The following is a 16901-nucleotide window of genomic DNA, read 5'->3' on the forward strand; positions in this document are numbered from 1 at the left end:
CGGTGGAAGATCAGCAGCAGGTCATGGAATTCCGTTTGCCCGATCTCGGAGAGGGATTGGCCGACGCGGAATTGGTGTCGTGGTCCGTCGCGGTCGGCGACACCGTGGACCTGAACCAGATCATCGCCGAGGTCGAGACCGCGAAGGCGCAGGTAGCGCTGCCGAGCCCGTACGCGGGCCGGGTGCTGGAACTACTGGCGGAGCCGGGCGACACGGTGCCGGTAGGCGCGCCGCTCATCCGGATCGGCGTGGCGGTGCGGACCGGTGCCGCCGCAGCGCCGAGCGCCGGTCCGGAGACGAGCGACGAGACCGGTGCGCAGCCACCCGCAGAGCGGCGGTCGGTACTGGTCGGCTACGGCCCCGACAGCGAGCCGGTGTCCCGCCGCGCCGCCCGGGCCGCCGCGAAAACGATTGACGCACCGACTGTTTCGAGGACTCGCGCCATGGGCTCGGACGGCCCCGAGGGGCTCGGCAGCTCGGCCCCGGCCGGACGGCCCGCCGCCACCCCCGCCGCCCGGAAACTGGCCCGCGAGATCGGGATCGATCTGGCGGCGGTGATCGGGACCGGGCCGCAGGGCGCGGTCACCGTGGAGGACCTGTACGGGATGCGGCCCGAAGCCCTTGGGAAGGGCCACATTCCGATCCACACCCCGCCGCCCGCCACCCTCAGCGCACTGCCGACGCCGCATCCCGCGCCGGCGGTGCTGCCCATGCATCCGGCGGCCGGCGGACGCACCGCCCCGGCCGAACGCGAAACCCGCACGCCCATCAGTGGAATCCGCAAGCGCACCGCCGCGGCCATGGTGGCCAGCGCCCAGCACATTCCCCAGGCCAGCACCTTCGTGACCGCGGATTTCACCGCGTCCATGGAGCTGCTCGAGCATCTGCGGGCCACACCCAGCTTCACCGGCCTGACCCTCACTCCGCTGGCCCTGGTGGCGCGGGCGACGCTGGCGGCGCTCCTCGAGTTCCCCGAGATCAATGCGGTCTGGGACGAACCCAATCAGGAGATCGTCACCAAGCACTACGTGAATCTGGGCATCGCGGTCGCGACCGACCGCGGGCTGCTGGTGCCGAATCTCAAGGACGCGCAGGGGTTCACGCTGCGCGATCTGTGCCTGGAGATCGCCGGGGTGGCCGGCAAGGCGCGGAGCGGCATCGCCACGCCCGCCGACCTGACCGGGGGCACCTTCACCATCACCAATGTCGGTGTCTTCGGCGTGGATACCGGTGTCCCGCTGGTGAATCCGGGCGAGGCGGCCATCCTGTGCCTGGGTTCCATCCGCAAGCGCCCGTGGGTGCATCGCGACGAACTGGCCGTGCGCTGGGTGACCAGCCTGGGGCTCAGCTTCGATCACCGCATGATCGACGGCGAACAGGGCTCGCGCTTCCTGGCGAGCATCGCGGCCCTGCTGGAGGATCCGCTGACCCTGCTCGGCCGGGTCTAGCCCTCTGCGGGCGCGGTGACCACCAGCGGCTCGGCCGCCGCGCGGATGACCGCCGGGATCGGCACCGGCTTGCGGGTCTGCTCGTCCACGTAGACGTGGGTGAAGGTGCCGGTGGCGGCCAGCTCCAGGCTGTCGCCGGCGTCGCGGAAGACGGCCAGCTCGTAGTTGATGCTGGAGTTGCCCAGCCGCGCGACCCGGATACCCACCCGCAGCATGTCCGGGAAGCTGATCGAGCCGAGGAACGTGCAGGAGGTCTGCGCCACCACGCCGATGGCGTGCAGGTCGCGGATATCGGTGCCGGTGGCGCTGATCAGCCAGGCATTCACCGCGGTATCGAAGTACGAGTAGTACGTCACGTTGTTCACGTGACCGTAGTGGTCGTTGTCGGCCCAGCGCGTCGGCACCGGCCAGAGCACCGGGTAGCTCTGTTTCATTTTGCCCTCCGCTTCGCTCCGGGCGGGTTCGCGGCCCTGAAGTCTCGATTCTTCCCTCCCTCCGCTCCTCCGCTGCGCTCCCCCGCTCCGGTCGGTCCAGAATCGAGACGGCCGCGAACCTTCGAGTGAGGGCATGCCGAGAACAAACTCTATCCGCTTGGTCCTGGAGTGCTGTTCGTCAGGCGGAGCGTTCGTCAAGGGTGGCGCGGTGGTCCCGGGGGCTGATGCCGTAGTGGCGTTTGAAGGCGGTGGACAGGGCGAAGGCGCTGCCGTAGCCGACCCGGCGGGCAATGGATTCCAGGGTGGCGTCGGATTCGTGCAGCAGGTCGGCGGCGAGGGCCAGCCGCCAGTCGGTGAGGAAGGCCATCGGCGGCTCGCCGACCAGCTCGGTGAATCGGCGGGCCAGGGCGGCCCGGGAGACGCCGACCTCGGCGGCCAGCGACGCCACCGTCCACGGGTGGGCCGGATTGTGCTGCATCAGGCGCAATGCCCGTCCGACCAGCGGATCGCCGTAGGCGTGATACCAGGCGGGCGCGTCGGAACGGGAGAACCAGGCGCGCAAGGCAGCGATGAGCAGCAGATCCAATAGTCGATCCAGCATGACGCTCTGGGCGGGCAGGTCCTTGGCGGCCTCGTCGACCAGCAGATCCAGCACCCGGGCATCGACTTCGCCGCGGCCGAGCACCGCGACCGGCGGCAGCGCCCGCAGCAGGCGGCGGCTGGCCGCCGACTCGTGCTCGTAGGTGCCGGTGACCAGCACGGTCTCGGCGTCGACGCTGGTGCCCCAGCTCCGCACCCCCAGACTCAGTGCCTCGCACAGCACTTCACCATCCATGGTGGTGGTGACATTGCCGGGCTCGATGAGCACCTGCGGCGGCGTGGCCGGATCGTCCGCGACGACATAGTGGTCGGGGCCCCGGAAGATGGCGATGTCGCCGGTGCGCAGCTGTCGTGGCGGAGTCGGCTTGCCGCCCTTGGGCTCCGGCGTCACCCAGCCGCCGCCGCGGACCACCGCCACCACGGTCAGCGGGGCCTCGTCGCGGATGCGCAGGGACCAGGGCGGGTCGACCGACGAGCGCATCACGAATGCGGCTCGCGCGCGTGGTCCTTCGAGCAGGCTGGCCAACGCATCCATACCGAAGACGATGGCAAATGCCCGTGCGCTTCTCAACCATGTTCGTGCTCGCCGAATCCCGGTGTACTCGATACATGATCATCGAAAACACCTCGAACAGCGCAAACACCGTTCTCGTGCTCGGTGCGACCGGTAAGACCGGGCATCGGGTGGCCGCGCTGCTGGGCGCGCGCGGCGTGCCGGTGCGGGCCGGTTCGCGTACGGCCGCAATACCGTTCGACTGGACCGACCGCGGCACCTGGGCGGCGGCCCTGGCGGGAGTGGATGCCGTGTACCTGGCCTACCAGCCGGATCTGGCGGTGCCGGGCGCGCCCGCGGATATCAAGGCGTTCTGCGATCAGGCGGTCGCCGCCGGCGTGCGCACGCTGGTGCTGCTGTCCGGTCGCGGCGAGCCCGAGGCGCTGGAATGCGAAGCCATCGTGCGGGATTCGGGCCTGGGGTGGACCGTGGTGCGGTGCGCCTGGTTCGCGCAGAACTTCAGCGAGGGCGCGTTCGCCGATTTCATCCTGGCCGGTGAGGTCGCGCTGCCCGCCGGGGACGTGCCGGAGCCGTTCGTGCACGCGGACGATATCGCCGAGGTGGCGGTGGCGGCGCTGCTCGACGACCGGCACGCCGGACAGGTGTACGAGCTGACCGGCCCGCGCGCGCTCACCTTCGCCGAGGCGGTGTCGGAGATCGGCGCGGCGGCCGGGCGGGAGATCGCCTACGTTCCGCTCACCAGAACCGATTTCGTGGCCGCGCTGACCTCCTACGGGGTGCCCGGCGCGGAGATCAGCCTGCTGGACTATCTGTTCGGCACGGTGCTCGACGGGCGGAATTCGCACCTGTCCGACGGGGTGCGGCGGGCGCTGGGCCGGGAGCCGCGCGACTTCGCCGAGTATGTGCGCGAGGTGGCGAGCTCGGGTGCCTGGGCGGTCCCGGCGAGCGCATAACCTGTCGGTGCCCCCGCCTACACTCGATATCAAACAGGTTGTACCGCAGATGGTTCGGATCGCAGCCCCGAGCGCCGACGAAGCCGCGAGGGGTTGCGGAAACCAGGGAGATGCCCGGACAACACCCGGTAGCGTCGTACCGATGGCCGCTACGACGCCCGCTCCCCGGATCCGGAAGGCGCGCCTGGCGCTGTTCGCGGTGTTCGGCCTCAATGGGATGCTCTCGGCCGTCTGGATCGTGCACATCCCCGCCGTCACCGGGCGCACCGGCGTGTCACCCACCACCCTGGGCATGCTGATCCTGCTCATGGCGGCCTGCGCCATCCTCGGCATGCAGGCCGCCGGGCCCCTGGCGGACCGGCTCGGCAGCCGCACCCTCACCGCCACCGCCGCCACCCTGCTGTCCCTGGCCCTGCTCGGCCCCGCCCACGCCGCCTCCCCGTTCACCCTCGGACTGGCCCTGGCCGCCTTCGGTGTCGCCAACGGCGCGATCGACGTCTCCATGAACGCCCAGGCCGTCCACATCGAGCGCGCCTACGCCCGCCCCATCATGTCGGCCTTCCACGCCTTCTTCTCCTGCGGCGGCTTCCTCGGCTCCGCCTTCGGCGCGGCGACCCAGCACGCCCACTGGCCGCCGCACACGACCTTCGCCCTGTCGAGTGCCTTCGGCCTCGGCATTGTGGCCATCGCGATTCCGCGTCTGCTCCCGCCCACCGTTCCCGCGACCCACTCGGTCCCGAACGTGTCGGCAGCCGAAGACAACCGAGCCGACGCTGCGGCGGCCCCTCACTTCCCGAGCACTCCGGACGACCCGCGCGCGAATGGCCTGCCCATTCGCGGCACGGTCGATGACGCTGTGACACCCGGGATGGAATCGACCCTGCCCCGCGGACTCACCGACGCTGCCGCCGTTGCCCCGGATGGGCGGGACGGAGAGCATCCGAGGCCGGGGTCGCCGGCGAGCGCGCGGATCGGGCGCAAAGTACTGGCGCTCGGATTAATCGCGTTCGCGCTGCTGATGGCCGAGGGAGTGGCCGCGGATTGGAGTGCGCTGCAGGTGCAGGGGCGGCTCGGAGTGGAGGCGGGGACGGCGGCGCTGGCGTTCACCGGGTTCTCGCTGGCCATGACGCTCGGCCGGTTCGGCACGGACCGGGTGAGCGGGCGGTTCGGGCGAGTGGCCATCGTGCGCTGGGGAACGCTGCTGGCGGCCATCGGTTTCGGGCTGGTGGTGGCCTCCGGGTGGCTGCCGCTCACGTTGCTGGGGTGGACGCTGTGCGGCATCGGGCTGTCCGGCGGCGTGCCGCAGGTGTTCACCGCCGCCGGGAACCTGGGCTCGCACACCGCCGCCACCGATATGTCGCGAGTGTTCGGGCTCGGCTATGTGGGCTTGCTGGCCGGGCCCGCGATCATCGGCTGGCTCGACAAGGCCATGCCGCTGACCGCCGCGATGGCGGTGCCGCTGATGGCAATGCTGTTGTGCGCCCGGGGTGCTCGCGCCGTGGCCGCACCCGCGCGAGCGCCTGCGGGCCGATAGCCGCGGGGTCAGGCGGTGCGGCTGGGCCGGTCTCGCGCGGCCGCGCCGAGGTCGCCGATGACTTCGGCGTGGTCGAGGAAGTCGTCCACCATGCGGTGGTTGAGGACCGAGAGAGCCTGGAGGTCCTCACTGGTCCAGTCGGCGAGGGCCTCGGCCATCCAGCCGCGCAGGACCTGGCGCACGGCTTCGACGGCGCGCCGGCCGGAGGCGGTGGGGCGGACCCGTTGCGCGCGACGGTCGTCCGGGTCGGGAACACGCTCGACGTAGCCCGCCTTCTCCAGCCGCTGGATCTGGCGGCTCACGTGCGGGGCCTCCACATCGAGGCGGGTGGCGAGCTCGCCCAGGCGCATGGGTTCGCCGGCGTCGGCGAGCAGCCGCAGCAGCGGAACACTGGCCCGATCCAAGGTGAGGCCACACTGCACCATGGCTTGATCGTGGCGGCGGACCCGGGTCAGCAGATAGGCGACCCGGGCCAGCGCACGCTCCAGTTCCACTATGTGAGCTGCATCAACTTGTTTGGCGGGAGTGGCTTCCGGTCGCGGCATGTGGTTATCTTACGGAACTCATTTACTTAATTTTGGTAAGTAAACCAAAGGATCGCTGCATGACTACGACCGCTGTCGGTCAGGTCGACGGGACCAAACCCGCAGACCACTCGAAGGCCCACCTCGGCCTGACATTGCTCGCGCTGTGCGCGGCCGGCCTGGTCGTCTCGCTCCAGCAGACCGTCGTGATTCCGCTACTGCCGCGCTTCATCACGCAGCTGCACACCGACGTCGCCGGTGTCACCTGGTTGTTCACCGCCGCCCTGCTCTCCGGTGCGGTCGCCACCCCGTTGCTCTCCCGCTTCGGCGACATGTACGGCAAGAAGCCCATGGTCATGGTCGCGATGGGCGTGCTCATCGCCGGCTCGGTCATCTGCGCCTTCGCCACCTCGCTGCCGGTCTACATCGTCGGCCGCGCCCTGCAGGGCATCTCCTCCGCGATGATCCCGCTCGCCATCGGCATCATCCGCGACACCTTCCCGCGCGAAAGACTGGTCAGCGCAATCGGAATCGTGTCCGGCACCATGGGCGTCGGCGGCACCATCGGCCTGCTGGCCACCGGCGTCATCGCCGACCACACCACCAACCCGCACCCGGTCTTCTGGCTGACCGCGGGCCTGGGCGTGATCGCCACCGTGCTGATCCAGGTGAGCGCCAAGAACAATGGCGTCCGCCACGGCGGCAAGCCCGACTTCGTCGGCGCCGCGCTGCTGGCCGCCCTGCTGATCTGCCTGCTGCTGGGCATCAGCGAGGGCCCGCGCTGGGGCTGGGGCTCCGGCTCGGTCATCGCGCTGTTCGCCGCCGCCGCGGTGCTCGCCGCCATCTGGGTGTTCGTGGAGCTCAAGGTCGAACAGCCGCTGGTGCGCCTGCAGCTGCTGGTCGGACCGCAGTCGCTGTCGGCCAATGTGGCCTCCGCGCTGCTCGGCTTCTCCATGTTCGGCGCGTTCTCGCTGGTGTCCAACTTCATTCAGACCCCGGCGGACAAGGTCGGCTACGGCCTGTCCGGCACCGTGCTCTCGGTCGGCCTCTACGGCATCCCGAGCGCGGCGCTGATGACCTTCTTCTCCTTCAACACCGGCCGCATCTCCGCCAAGATCGGTCCGGCCTACACCCTGGCCATCGGCGCGGTCTTCGCCGGACTGTCCATGGGCTGGCTGGCCGTCTCCCACGATCACAAGTTCGACATGATCATGGCGAATGTGCTGCAGGGCACCGGTTTCGGCATCGGCTACGCGGCACTGGGCACCCTGGCCGTGCAGCACGTGCCGATGAGCGAGAGCGGTATCGCCTCGGGTATCAATTCGCTGGTGCGCACCGCCGGCGGTTCGATCGCCGGCGCGATCACGGGCTCCATCCTGACCGCCCACGTCCTGCACCTCGGCCCGCACGCCGCGGTCCCGACCGAAGGCGCGTACGTCGCCAGCTTCGCGACGCTGGCCATCGGCGCGTTCGGTGCGGCAGCCGTCGCTCTCGGCCACGGCATCCGCCACAAGGGGCACTGACCATCTGTCGGGCAGAAAAGCCCGCGCACGCCGACGGCGTGCGCGGGCTTTTCCATGTGAGGATCGCTAGGTCAGGATCTCGGTTCGATCGCCGTCGACGACAACGACGTGATCGTCGGTCAGCGCCCAGTGCGGGATTCCCGCGGAGGCGTACTCGCGCACCAGTTTCCGGGACGCCCCCTCGGGGTCGGTCGGGGAATCCAGGTGCGGAACGATGCGGTGATCGACCAGACCCAGTCCGTCCCAGCGTGGTTCGATGCCGCAGGCGGTGCGGACCTCGTTCGGGTCGTCGATGGCTTCGATGCCGTGCAGGTCGGGGGTCATCACGCAGGCGCCCGCGCTGTAGCCGGCGTAGACGAGCGCGTCCTCCGCGAGCAGCGTCGTCAGGGCGAGATCGGCTCCACTGCGGGCGAATTGGGCGCGCAGCACGAAGGTGTTGCCGCCGCGCACCCACACCATCGGGTACTCGCGCAGCCGCTGCTCTACCTCGGCCGGACGGCCGAGGTAGTCGCGCAGATCCAGCACATCGGGCCGGAAACCCAGGCGCCGCAACGGCACCAGGTCGCTGGTGACCGCACCCTGCCAGGCCGAGGGCCAGGCATCACAGGCATTGGCGATGACCGCCACCGGTCCGGGATTACCGACCAGTTCGAGCAGTCGCCGCTGGTGCGCGCCGAAACGGTAGCTGGACAGGAACAGTCGCACGGGTCAGATGGTGAAGGCCAGGCTGCGGACCAGGCGGTCGCCGAGGTCGGTGTCGCCGGTGAGTGTGATCTCCCCCGCGTGCGCGGCGGCGGTGGTGCGGCCGCCCCGCAGGCGGGCGAACAGGCCGGAGTCCATGGTCACCACGAGACCCGCCGGGGCGTCGAGGGTTTCCACCAGGCTCGCCCGGCCGCCGTCGACGGCCACGTGCAGCGCCTGCGGCACCGGACCGGTGAGCTCGAAGGTGATCCGCGAACCGTCGGGTGCGCCCGCGCCTTTGACCGCGGCCTTGCCCAGCGCGGTCAGCAATTCGGTGAAGGCCGTCGCGCCGCGGTTGGCGCCCTCGTCGACGGTTACACCGAGCGCGTCGGCGATATCGTGCTCGTGCATCCAGCAGTCGAACAGGCGGATCCGCATGAACCGGCCATAGGGGGCCATGCCCACCGGGGTGGGCACGAGTTCGGCCCAGGCCTCGTCGGTGGTCTGCTCCAGCATCTTCAGCCGGCGGCCGGTGACGTCCAGGAACCGTTCCAGCAGCTGCGAACCGGCCAGCGGGCGCAGCGAGTCGATCCACTTCTCGTTGAGCGCGCCGATGTCGTTGCGAATGTGCTCGCCGGCCACCACGAGATCGGGGGTCGGCTCGCCCAGCAGGATCGATTCGGTCCCGATCACATGGGCGAGCACATCGAACACGGTCCAGCCGGGCAGCGGTGAGTCCGTGCGCCAGCGGTTCTCGTCGAGGCCGTCCACCAGCCGGGTAAGGGCGTCCCACTGGTCGGACAAGAGGGCCGTGATCTCGGCGCGGTCCGGCACCGTGTCGGTCATGCGGTGGTCTCTCTTTCTTCGTCGGCGAGCCGGTCCAGCCCGGAGCGCAGTGCCGCGGCGGTCCGCTCGGTGTCGTGCGGGCGGCGCAGTACGAAACCCTTGGCGAAGCGCAGGGTGTCGCCGTGGTGGCGCGGGATCACGTGCAGGTGCACGTGGTGAACGGTCTGGAAGGCGGCCTTGCCGTCATTGATCAGCAGGTTGGCGCCGTCGGCCGCGAGGCCGGCGCGGCGCATGGACTTGGCCAGGCGATGGCCGAAGGCGAAAAGCTGTGCGCCCAGGGCCGGGTCGAGTTCGTCGAGATCGATGGCGTGGCGCTTGGGGATCACCAGGGTGTGCCCGCGGGTGATGGGCCGGATGTCCAGGAATGCCACCAGGGTGTCGTCTTCGAAGATCTTGGTCGCGGGTGCGTCGCCCGCGACGATCCGGCAGAACATGCAGCCACTCACCATGCAGACATTACGGCGTACAAGTGATGTGCGACACCCCCGATGTCGGCACAACCAGCAACGCACCTACCGGTGAGTAGCACACGGAATTCTTCGTACTTGTCGCCGATCGAACCCCGGTCGAGCATGGAGTTGTCCGGTTTTCTCGCCACACCATGTGACGGGCATCTCCGCTACGCTCACGCCGAAGCAGGTACAGTTGCGAGAATTCTCACGAACTTACTACCGAGTAAGTTCGGCCCGCCGTTGGACCGGTGAAGCGGCCCCGACATGAGGGTGACCTGGGCTCACCACGAGAAGGAAGTTTGACTAGTGGACACAACGCAGAGCGCACAGACCGCTGCGCCCCGCGGTGCGCGCGTCGGAGTGGTTCGCGAGACGAACCCGGACGAACGACGCGTCGCATTGGTGCCGAAGATCATCCCGGCCCTGTTGAAGCAGGGTGTCGAGGTGATCGTCGAGGCCGGTGCCGGTCTGGGCGCGTTGATTCCGGACGAGGCGTATATCGAAGCCGGTGCGACGCTGGGTGATCCGTACAGCGCCGACGTGGTGGTGAAGGTCGCCGCGCCGAACGACAGCGAGATCGCCAAGCTATCGTCGGGGCAGACGCTGATCGGGTTCCTCGCACCTCGCAACGCCGACAACAAGATCGGTGCGCTCGCGAGCGCGGGCGTGCAGGCCTTTGCGGTGGAAGCCATTCCGCGTATCTCCCGCGCCCAGGTGATGGACGCGCTCTCGTCGCAGGCGAATGTCGCCGGCTACAAGGCCGTGCTGCTGGCCGCGTCGGAGTCCACGCGCTTCTTCCCCATGCTGACCACCGCCGCGGGCACCGTGAAGCCGGCGACCGTGCTGGTGCTCGGTGTGGGTGTCGCCGGTCTGCAGGCTTTGGCGACCGCCAAGCGTCTCGGTGGCCGGACCACCGGTTACGACGTGCGCCCCGAGGTCGCCGATCAGGTGCGCTCGGTGGGTGCGCAGTGGCTGGACCTGGGTATCGACGCCGCCGGTGAGGGCGGTTACGCCCGCGAGCTCACCGACGAGGAGAAGGCTCAACAGCAGCAGGCCCTCGAGAACGCCATCAAGGGCTTCGACGTGGTCATCACCACCGCGCTGGTGCCCGGGCGCCCGGCCCCGCGTCTGGTGACCGCGGCCGCCGTGCAGGGCATGAAGCCCGGCAGCGTGATCGTGGACCTCGCCGGTGAGACCGGCGGTAACTGCGAGCTGACCGAGCCCGGCAAAACCGTTGTGCGCCATGGCGTCACGATCGCTTCGCCGCTGAACCTGCCGGCCACCATGCCCGAGCACGCCAGCGAGCTGTACTCCAAGAACATCGCCGCCCTGCTCGAACTCATGCTCGAAGACGGTGCGCTGGCACCCGATTTCTCCGATCAGGTGCTGGCGGATTCCTGCGTGACGCGCGAGCGGAGCGAGCCGAGCTCTCAGAAGGTGGAAGCCTGATGTACACCCAACTGCTGGCGAATATCGCGATCCTGGTGCTGTCGGGGTTCGTCGGGTTCGCCGTGATCTCCAAGGTGCCCAACACCCTGCACACCCCACTCATGTCCGGCACCAACGCCGTTCACGGCATCGTGGTGCTCGGCGCGCTGGTGGTGTTCGGCAAGGTGGCCCACCCGTCGGTGCTGATGCAGATCATCCTGTTCGTCGCCGTCGTGTTCGGAACCCTGAACGTCATCGGCGGTTTCGTCGTGACCGACCGCATGCTGGGCATGTTCAAGGCGAAGAAGCCTGCTGCGGGCGAAGCGAAGCGAAGCGATGAATCTGTGAAGGCGGGCCGCTGAGCCATGGACAATCTGGTCAATATCCTCTACATCGTCGCGTTCGCGCTGTTCATCTACGGTCTGATGGGCCTGACCGGCCCGAAGACCGCGGTGCGCGGCAACCAGATCGCCGCGACCGGCATGGTCATCGCGGTCGTCGCGACGCTCATCTCCATCCGGCACACCAACAACTGGATCATCATCGTCGCGGGCCTGGTGGTCGGTGTGGGGCTGGGCGTTCCGCCCGCCCGCTTCACCAAGATGACCGCCATGCCGCAGCTGGTCGCCGCGTTCAACGGCGTCGGCGGTGGCACGGTGGCGCTGATCGCCTGGGCCGAATTCCTCGACACCAAGGGCTTTTCCGCGGTGCACGAGCAGCCCACGGTGCACATCGTGATCGCCTCGCTGTTCGCGGCCATCATCGGCTCGGTCTCGTTCTGGGGCTCGGTCATCGCCTTCGGCAAGCTGCAGGAGATCCTGCCCGGCCGCCCGATCGGCGTGGGCAAGCTGCAGCAACCGCTGAACCTGCTGCTGGCCGCGGGCGCGATCGCCGCGGCCGTGGTGATCGGCATCGGCGCGACCGACACCGGTGTGCCGCAGTATTGGATGATCGCGGTGCTGGTGCTGGCCGGCATTCTCGGCCTGATGGTGGTGCTGCCGATCGGTGGCGCCGACATGCCGGTCGTCATCTCGCTGCTCAACGCGCTGACCGGTCTGTCCGCGGCGGCCGCGGGTCTGGCGTTGGACAACACCGCCATGATCGTGGCCGGCATGATCGTCGGCGCGTCCGGCACCATCCTGACCAACCTGATGGCCAAGGCCATGAACCGGTCCATCCCGGCCATCGTCGCCGGTGGATTCGGCGGCGGCACAACGGCTCCGGGCGCGGGCGGTGCCGGCGAGCAGCGCCAGGCCAAGGCCACCTCCGCCGCGGACGCCGCGATCCAGATGGCCTATGCCAACCAGGTCATCGTGGTCCCCGGTTACGGCATGGCCGTGGCCCAGGCCCAGCACGCGGTCAAGGAGATGGCGGCCCTGCTCGAGGCCAAGGGCGTCGAGGTCAAGTACGCCATCCACCCGGTCGCCGGTCGTATGCCCGGCCACATGAACGTGCTGCTGGCCGAGGCCGAGGTCTCCTACGACGCCATGAAGGAAATGGACGACATCAACGGCGAGTTCGCCCGCACCGATGTCGCCCTGGTCATCGGCGCCAACGACGTCACCAACCCGGCCGCCCGCGAGGACGCCTCGTCCCCGATCTACGGCATGCCGGTACTCAACGTCGACCAGGCCAAGAGCGTGATCGTGCTCAAGCGGTCGATGAACTCCGGCTTCGCCGGCATCGACAACCCGCTGTTCTACGCCGACCACACCTCTATGCTCTTCGGCGACGCCAAGAAATCCGTCGGCGCGGTCACCGAGGAACTCAAGGCGCTGTAGCGGTTTCGTGAAGTTCCCCGTTCTTGACCTCCAGGTCTAGAACGGGGTACTTTTGCATTCATGGGCCGACCACGGAGCTTCGACGAGGACGCCGTGGTGGAACGCGCGATGGAGACGTTCTGGACCCATGGCTACGCGAACACTTCTCCCGCCCAGCTCGCGGAAGCCTGCGGAGTCGGAAAAGGCAGTCTGTACAACACCTTCGGAAGCAAGCGGGAGTTGTTCGACCAGTGCCTGGCGCTGTACGACCGGACCGGGGTGGAACTGGCCCAGGAGGTCTTGTCACAGCCGGGGACGACCCGCGAACGACTTCGCGCCTGGATGCGGTGGACCGTCGACAACGATCTGGCGCAGCCGGTCCGCCGGGGGTGCCTGGTGGTGAATACCGCCATGGAGCTCGGCGGGCATGATGCCGAGGCGACCAAGGCGGTGACGGTCGCGCACGCACACCTGGTCGAGGCGTTCACCGAGCGCATCGAGCAGGGGCAGCGCGACGGCGATGTCCCGACGCAACTCGACGCCCTGGCCTACAGCGAGTTCTTGATGAATACCATTGGCGGCCTTCGCATCATGGCCAAGATCGCGGACGCGGAGACGCTGTACCGCATTATCGACACCGCACTGACCACCCTCTGACCGACGCACGGGCCGCATCCGGCGGCCCTTTCCTTTATCCCAGTTTTTGACCTACAGTTCAAGAAAGGTACGAATCATGGATCTCGGACTGAACGGCAAGACCGCCCTCGTCACCGGCGCCAGCCGGGGCATCGGACTGGCCGTCGCCGAAGCGCTGGCCGATGAGGGCGTGCGCGTCGTGGGCGTGGCCCGCAACGTCACCCCGGAGCTCGAAAAGGTCGCGGCAGCAGCGGTTTCCGCCGATCTGAGCACCACCGAGGGCGCGCTGGCCGCGGTCGGGGCGGCGCTGTCCGAGCTCGGCGGCATCGATATCCTGGTCAACAATGTGGGCGGCGGCGACGCCGACCAGCTGACCCTGGGCGGGTTCCTGGACGTCTCCGACGAGCAGTGGCGAAAGCTGTTCGACCTCAACCTGTTCGGAGTCGTCACCACCACCCGCGCGGCACTGCCGAGCATTATCGAGCGGCGTGGCGCGATCGTGACCGTTTCCTCGATCAACGCCCGGATTCCGGCGTCCGGCCCGGTGGGCTACAGCGAGGCCAAGGCCGCGCTCACCAACCTCGGCAAGCGGCTCAGCGAGGAGTTCGGTCCGCAGGGCGTCCGCGTCAACACGGTGTCGCCCGGGCCGGTCGGCACCGACATCTGGCGCGGCCCCGACCACATCGGCGCGAAGCTGGCCGCGGCCAACGGCATGGACCACGAACAGTTCCTGAACGCCGTTCCGGCGCAGTTCAATATCGCCTCCGGCCGCATCGCCGAGGCCAAGGAGGTGGCGGCGCTGGTGGCCTTCCTGGCCTCCGAGCAGGCCGCCATCATCAACGGCGCGGACTACGTGATCGACGGCGGCATCCTGAAGACGGCCTGATCGACCGCTACGGAAACGGCCCGCGTCCTCGAAAAGGCCGCGGGCCGTTTGTCTTCGAACGTTCTACAGGTAGAGGCCGGTGCCGTGCTCGGGGTGGGAGTTGGCGACGGCGTGCAGATCGCGTTCGCGCAGCACGTAATACGCCTGCGCCTGGATCTCCACCTCGAACTGATCGTCGGCGCTGAACAGCACCTGGTCGCCGACGCTCACCGCGCGGACATGGGAACCCACGCCGCAGACCTCGCCCCACGACAGGCGCTTGGCCACCTGCGCGGTGGCCGGGATGAGAATGCCGCCACTGCTGCGCCGCTCGCCCGCCTCGGGGTTGAGCTTGACCATGACGCGGTCGTGCAGCATTTGGATCTCTAGCTTGGCATCGGACACGGCGGCAGTGTACTGCGCGAGTACGAGCGGTTACGCCCCGGTGCCCGCGTCCGGCCCGGCGTCCGACGCCGCGGTCTCAGGCGCCACGATGCGGCGGATGGCGTCCTTGATCCAGGCGCGCTGCTCCTCCGGATCGGCGTCCACGCCGATGGTGAAGGCGTTGACCTGCGGAACGGCCAGCGGATAGTTGATCATCGACATGAGCAGCATCAATACCTGGCCGGACGGCATGTCCGCGCGCATCAGGCCCTTGCCCTGCGCCACCTCGACCTTCTCACGCTTCTCCAGGTAACGGCCGCAGCGCAATTCGCCCGCCGAGGCGTGTTCCCGGCCCAGTTCCAGGGCCTCCCACTGCAGCAGGCGCAGCAGTTCGGGATGCTCGCGGTGGTAGTCGATGTGCTGGTCGATCCAGGTGTCGAGGTCCTCGATATCGGTGGTCACCGAGCCGGCCACGGCCAGCATGGTCTCCTCCAGCACCTGGTGGAAGAGCTTCTCCTTGTCGCCGAAGTAGGCGTAGATGAGCTGCTTGTTGGCCTTGGCATTGCGCGCGATGCGGTCCACCCGCGCCCCGGCGATCCCGTACTGCGCGAATTCCGCGGTCGCGGCCTCGAAGATGCGCGCCTTCGTGGCCTCGGGATCCCTGGTGCCTGCCATGCCCTCGATAGTAACCAACCAACTGGTTGACAAGGCGGGGATCCCCGAGGAATATCTCTAACCAACCGGTTAGTTACAAGACTCGAGTTTCCGGCGCAATGGCGCGCCCGCTACCCCCATTCCCCCTTCACGCTCGGGAGAACGACGTGACCACCCTCGAAAACCGGCCTGCCGCAACGGCTCCCGTCGCGACCTGCCCCCTCGAGTTCGCCGCCCGCTGGCGCGCGCTGCCCGTCATCCTCAGTGCCATGTTCATGGCGATGTTCGACTGGTTCGTCGTCAATGTCGCCGCCTCCTCGCTGGAAAACGACCTGCACGCCGGTGAATCGGCGCTGGAACTCATCGTCGGCGGCTACGGCTTCGCCTACGCCTCGGGCCTGATCACCGGCGGCCGGCTCGGCGACCTGCACGGACACCGGCGGCTGTTCGTGATCGGCATGCTCGCCTTCACCTTCGCCTCACTGCTGTGCGGGCTCGCGCCCAATGCCTGGGCGCTGGTCGCCTTCCGCATTCTGCAGGGCGGCACCGCGGCGCTCATGGTGCCGCAGATGCTCGCGCTCATCAACACGCTCTTCCCGCCGCACGAACGGCCCAGGGCCATGGCCGCTTTCGGCGCCACCATCGGCATCGGCGCGGTATCGGGACAGGTGCTGGGCGGGGTGCTGCTCGACGCCGACCTGTTCGGGTGGGGCTGGCGCACCATCTTCTACATCAATGTGCCCATCGGGCTGATCGCCGCCGCCCTGGCCGCGCGCTGGCTGCCCCGGCACGAGCCGACCCACCGGCCGAAACTGGACCCGATCGGTGCGCTGGGCATCTCGGCCGCGCTGGCACTGCTGCTGGTCCCGATCACGCTGGGGCGTCCCGAGGGCTGGCCGGTGTGGACCTGGGTCAGCATGCTCGCCTCGATCCCGGTGCTGCTGATCACCCTGCGCTACGAGAACCGGCTGGCCACGCGCGGCGGCGAACCCGTCCTCGACACCGGTATGGTGCGCGAACGCGGGTTCAGCCTCGGACTGGTGATCGCGGGCGGGTACCTGACCTTCTTCGCCGGATTCATGCTGTGCCTGACGCTCATGCTGCAGAACGGGCTCGGGCTCTCACCGCTCACCGCCGGACTGGCCTTCGCGCCGCTGGGACTGTGCTTCGCGGGCAGCTCGTTCTTCCTCGCGCCGCGGGTGGCCGCCCGGATCGGCAATCGGGTCATGGTGGCGGGGACGCTCACCAGCCTCACCGGGCTGGCGCTGACCCTGGCCGTGCTGGCCACCATAGGCCAGAACGTGACCGTGCTCGCGCTCATCCCCGGCATGATGATCGTCGGCACCGGCAATGGGCTGACCATTCCGTCGGTGGTCGGGGCCGTGCTGTCGTCGGGGATTCCGGCACGGCAGGCCGGGATGGCGGCCGGCGTGCTGACCACCTCGCAGCAGTTCGGGAACGCCATCGGCGCAACGGTTCTCGGGGTGATCTTCTTCAGCGCCCTGGGCGCGCACCACGGGACCGGCGGCTACGTGACCGCCATGGAGCTGGCCGCGCTCGGCGGGGCCGCGGTGCTGGCCGTCGTGCTCACCGCCGCACTCGCCCTGCCCAAGGCCGCCACCGCACACTGAGAACTCCCGCTTGTCGTACGGGCTTCCGGACAAA

General features: G+C 68.8%; 18 protein-coding genes. 10 read left to right on the top strand and 8 right to left on the bottom strand.

The features are described 5' to 3' along the window. Nucleotides 1-23 precede the first annotated feature (23 nt). Nucleotides 24-1448 (top strand): dihydrolipoamide acetyltransferase family protein, encoded by a 1425-nt coding sequence (locus tag AB0L60_RS35205; RefSeq protein WP_364623454.1) that lies wholly within the window; start codon nucleotides 24-26, stop codon nucleotides 1446-1448. Here AB0L60_RS35205 and AB0L60_RS35210 read toward each other — a convergent pair. Next, complete coding sequence (locus AB0L60_RS35210; RefSeq protein ID WP_364623328.1) at nucleotides 1445-1882, bottom strand: thioesterase family protein; 438 nt, start codon at nucleotides 1880-1882, stop codon at nucleotides 1445-1447. The two genes, AB0L60_RS35205 and AB0L60_RS35210, sit on opposite strands and share 4 nt — an antisense overlap. Before the next feature lie 178 nt (nucleotides 1883-2060). Next, nucleotides 2061-3017, bottom strand: a complete 957-nt coding sequence (locus AB0L60_RS35215) for an AraC family transcriptional regulator (RefSeq protein WP_364623332.1) — start codon at nucleotides 3015-3017, stop codon at nucleotides 2061-2063. Nucleotides 3018-3091: 74 nt separating this feature from the next. Between AB0L60_RS35215 and AB0L60_RS35220 the strand changes: the two genes are divergently transcribed. Then, nucleotides 3092-3949 (top strand): NAD(P)H-binding protein, encoded by an 858-nt coding sequence (locus AB0L60_RS35220; RefSeq protein ID WP_364623335.1) that lies wholly within the window; start codon nucleotides 3092-3094, stop codon nucleotides 3947-3949. Nucleotides 3950-4091: 142 nt separating this feature from the next. Next, nucleotides 4092-5483 (top strand): MFS transporter, encoded by a 1392-nt coding sequence (locus AB0L60_RS35225; protein ID WP_364623338.1) that lies wholly within the window; start codon nucleotides 4092-4094, stop codon nucleotides 5481-5483. Between the two features lie 8 nt (nucleotides 5484-5491). Here AB0L60_RS35225 and AB0L60_RS35230 read toward each other — a convergent pair whose 3' ends face one another. After that, entirely contained in the window at nucleotides 5492-6028 is a 537-nt protein-coding gene (locus AB0L60_RS35230) for a MarR family transcriptional regulator (RefSeq protein ID WP_364623341.1), read from the bottom strand. A gap of 59 nt (nucleotides 6029-6087) precedes the next feature. Here AB0L60_RS35230 and AB0L60_RS35235 point away from each other — a divergent pair, with 59 nt between their 5' ends. Then, a complete protein-coding gene (locus AB0L60_RS35235; RefSeq protein ID WP_364623345.1) occupies nucleotides 6088-7530 on the top strand; it encodes an MFS transporter in 1443 nt (480 codons plus the stop codon). 66 nt (nucleotides 7531-7596) lie between these two features. On the opposite strand, the gene AB0L60_RS35240 is transcribed toward AB0L60_RS35235, so the two are convergent. From AB0L60_RS35240 to AB0L60_RS35250, 3 genes are read right to left on the bottom strand one after another with little or no spacing between them, the layout of a single operon-like run. Beyond that, on the bottom strand, nucleotides 7597-8235 hold the full coding sequence (locus tag AB0L60_RS35240) for a Type 1 glutamine amidotransferase-like domain-containing protein (RefSeq protein WP_364623348.1): 639 nt from the start codon (nucleotides 8233-8235) through the stop codon (nucleotides 7597-7599). A gap of 3 nt (nucleotides 8236-8238) precedes the next feature. Beyond that, the gene (locus tag AB0L60_RS35245; protein ID WP_364623351.1) at nucleotides 8239-9057 is read right to left on the bottom strand and encodes a maleylpyruvate isomerase family mycothiol-dependent enzyme; all 819 of its coding nucleotides are present in this window, start codon (nucleotides 9055-9057) and stop codon (nucleotides 8239-8241) included. Further along, on the bottom strand, nucleotides 9054-9503 hold the full coding sequence (locus AB0L60_RS35250) for an HIT family protein (RefSeq protein WP_364623354.1): 450 nt from the start codon (nucleotides 9501-9503) through the stop codon (nucleotides 9054-9056). Before AB0L60_RS35250 ends, AB0L60_RS35245 begins: the two co-directional genes overlap by 4 nt. A gap of 312 nt (nucleotides 9504-9815) precedes the next feature. Between AB0L60_RS35250 and AB0L60_RS35255 the strand changes: the two genes are divergently transcribed. From AB0L60_RS35255 to AB0L60_RS35275, 5 genes are all read left to right on the top strand, one after another. Continuing rightward, on the top strand, nucleotides 9816-10958 hold the full coding sequence (locus AB0L60_RS35255; RefSeq protein ID WP_364623357.1) for a Re/Si-specific NAD(P)(+) transhydrogenase subunit alpha: 1143 nt from the start codon (nucleotides 9816-9818) through the stop codon (nucleotides 10956-10958). Next, a complete protein-coding gene (locus tag AB0L60_RS35260; protein WP_364623360.1) occupies nucleotides 10958-11299 on the top strand; it encodes an NAD(P) transhydrogenase subunit alpha in 342 nt (113 codons plus the stop codon). Before AB0L60_RS35255 ends, AB0L60_RS35260 begins: the two co-directional genes overlap by 1 nt. A gap of 3 nt (nucleotides 11300-11302) precedes the next feature. Beyond that, nucleotides 11303-12718, top strand: coding sequence for an NAD(P)(+) transhydrogenase (Re/Si-specific) subunit beta (locus AB0L60_RS35265; protein ID WP_364623363.1), 1416 nt, complete (start codon nucleotides 11303-11305; stop codon nucleotides 12716-12718). 60 nt (nucleotides 12719-12778) lie between these two features. Next, the gene (locus AB0L60_RS35270) at nucleotides 12779-13354 is read left to right on the top strand and encodes a TetR/AcrR family transcriptional regulator (RefSeq protein ID WP_364623366.1); all 576 of its coding nucleotides are present in this window, start codon (nucleotides 12779-12781) and stop codon (nucleotides 13352-13354) included. A 76-nt stretch (nucleotides 13355-13430) separates the two neighbouring features. Then, nucleotides 13431-14219: an oxidoreductase gene (locus tag AB0L60_RS35275; protein WP_364623369.1), complete on the top strand. Its 789-nt coding sequence runs from the start codon at nucleotides 13431-13433 to the stop codon at nucleotides 14217-14219. Nucleotides 14220-14282: 63 nt separating this feature from the next. On the opposite strand, the gene AB0L60_RS35280 is transcribed toward AB0L60_RS35275, so the two are convergent. Then, nucleotides 14283-14603 carry a co-chaperone GroES gene (locus AB0L60_RS35280; RefSeq protein WP_328601883.1) on the bottom strand — a complete coding sequence of 107 codons (321 nt, stop codon included), beginning with the start codon at nucleotides 14601-14603 and terminating at the stop codon, nucleotides 14283-14285. A gap of 30 nt (nucleotides 14604-14633) precedes the next feature. Continuing rightward, nucleotides 14634-15257: a TetR/AcrR family transcriptional regulator gene (locus AB0L60_RS35285; protein ID WP_364623372.1), complete on the bottom strand. Its 624-nt coding sequence runs from the start codon at nucleotides 15255-15257 to the stop codon at nucleotides 14634-14636. A gap of 146 nt (nucleotides 15258-15403) precedes the next feature. Here AB0L60_RS35285 and AB0L60_RS35290 point away from each other — a divergent pair, with 146 nt between their 5' ends. Beyond that, nucleotides 15404-16867, top strand: a complete 1464-nt coding sequence (locus AB0L60_RS35290) for an MFS transporter (protein ID WP_364623375.1) — start codon at nucleotides 15404-15406, stop codon at nucleotides 16865-16867. Nucleotides 16868-16901 lie beyond the last annotated feature (34 nt).

It is taken from the genome of Nocardia sp. NPDC051981 (assembly GCF_040680715.1).
In the GTDB taxonomy this organism is placed as follows: domain Bacteria; phylum Actinomycetota; class Actinomycetes; order Mycobacteriales; family Mycobacteriaceae; genus Nocardia.

Bases quoted from the DNA above. Each gene is read 5' to 3' on its own strand.
- AB0L60_RS35245 (WP_364623351.1), bottom strand. From the start codon at position 9,057: ATGACCGACACGGTGCCGGACCGCGCCGAGATCACGGCCCTCTTGTCC.
- AB0L60_RS35210 (WP_364623328.1), bottom strand. From the start codon at position 1,882: ATGAAACAGAGCTACCCGGTGCTCTGGCCGGTGCCGACGCGCTGGGCC.
- AB0L60_RS35235 (WP_364623345.1), top strand. From the start codon at position 6,088: ATGACTACGACCGCTGTCGGTCAGGTCGACGGGACCAAACCCGCAGAC.
- AB0L60_RS35205 (WP_364623454.1), top strand. From the start codon at position 24: ATGGAATTCCGTTTGCCCGATCTCGGAGAGGGATTGGCCGACGCGGAA.
- AB0L60_RS35275 (WP_364623369.1), top strand. From the start codon at position 13,431: ATGGATCTCGGACTGAACGGCAAGACCGCCCTCGTCACCGGCGCCAGC.
- AB0L60_RS35230 (WP_364623341.1), bottom strand. From the start codon at position 6,028: ATGCCGCGACCGGAAGCCACTCCCGCCAAACAAGTTGATGCAGCTCAC.
- AB0L60_RS35265 (WP_364623363.1), top strand. From the start codon at position 11,303: ATGGACAATCTGGTCAATATCCTCTACATCGTCGCGTTCGCGCTGTTC.
- AB0L60_RS35285 (WP_364623372.1), bottom strand. From the start codon at position 15,257: ATGGCAGGCACCAGGGATCCCGAGGCCACGAAGGCGCGCATCTTCGAG.
- AB0L60_RS35220 (WP_364623335.1), top strand. From the start codon at position 3,092: ATGATCATCGAAAACACCTCGAACAGCGCAAACACCGTTCTCGTGCTC.
- AB0L60_RS35225 (WP_364623338.1), top strand. From the start codon at position 4,092: ATGGCCGCTACGACGCCCGCTCCCCGGATCCGGAAGGCGCGCCTGGCG.
- AB0L60_RS35260 (WP_364623360.1), top strand. From the start codon at position 10,958: ATGTACACCCAACTGCTGGCGAATATCGCGATCCTGGTGCTGTCGGGG.
- AB0L60_RS35215 (WP_364623332.1), bottom strand. From the start codon at position 3,017: ATGGATGCGTTGGCCAGCCTGCTCGAAGGACCACGCGCGCGAGCCGCA.
- AB0L60_RS35270 (WP_364623366.1), top strand. From the start codon at position 12,779: ATGGGCCGACCACGGAGCTTCGACGAGGACGCCGTGGTGGAACGCGCG.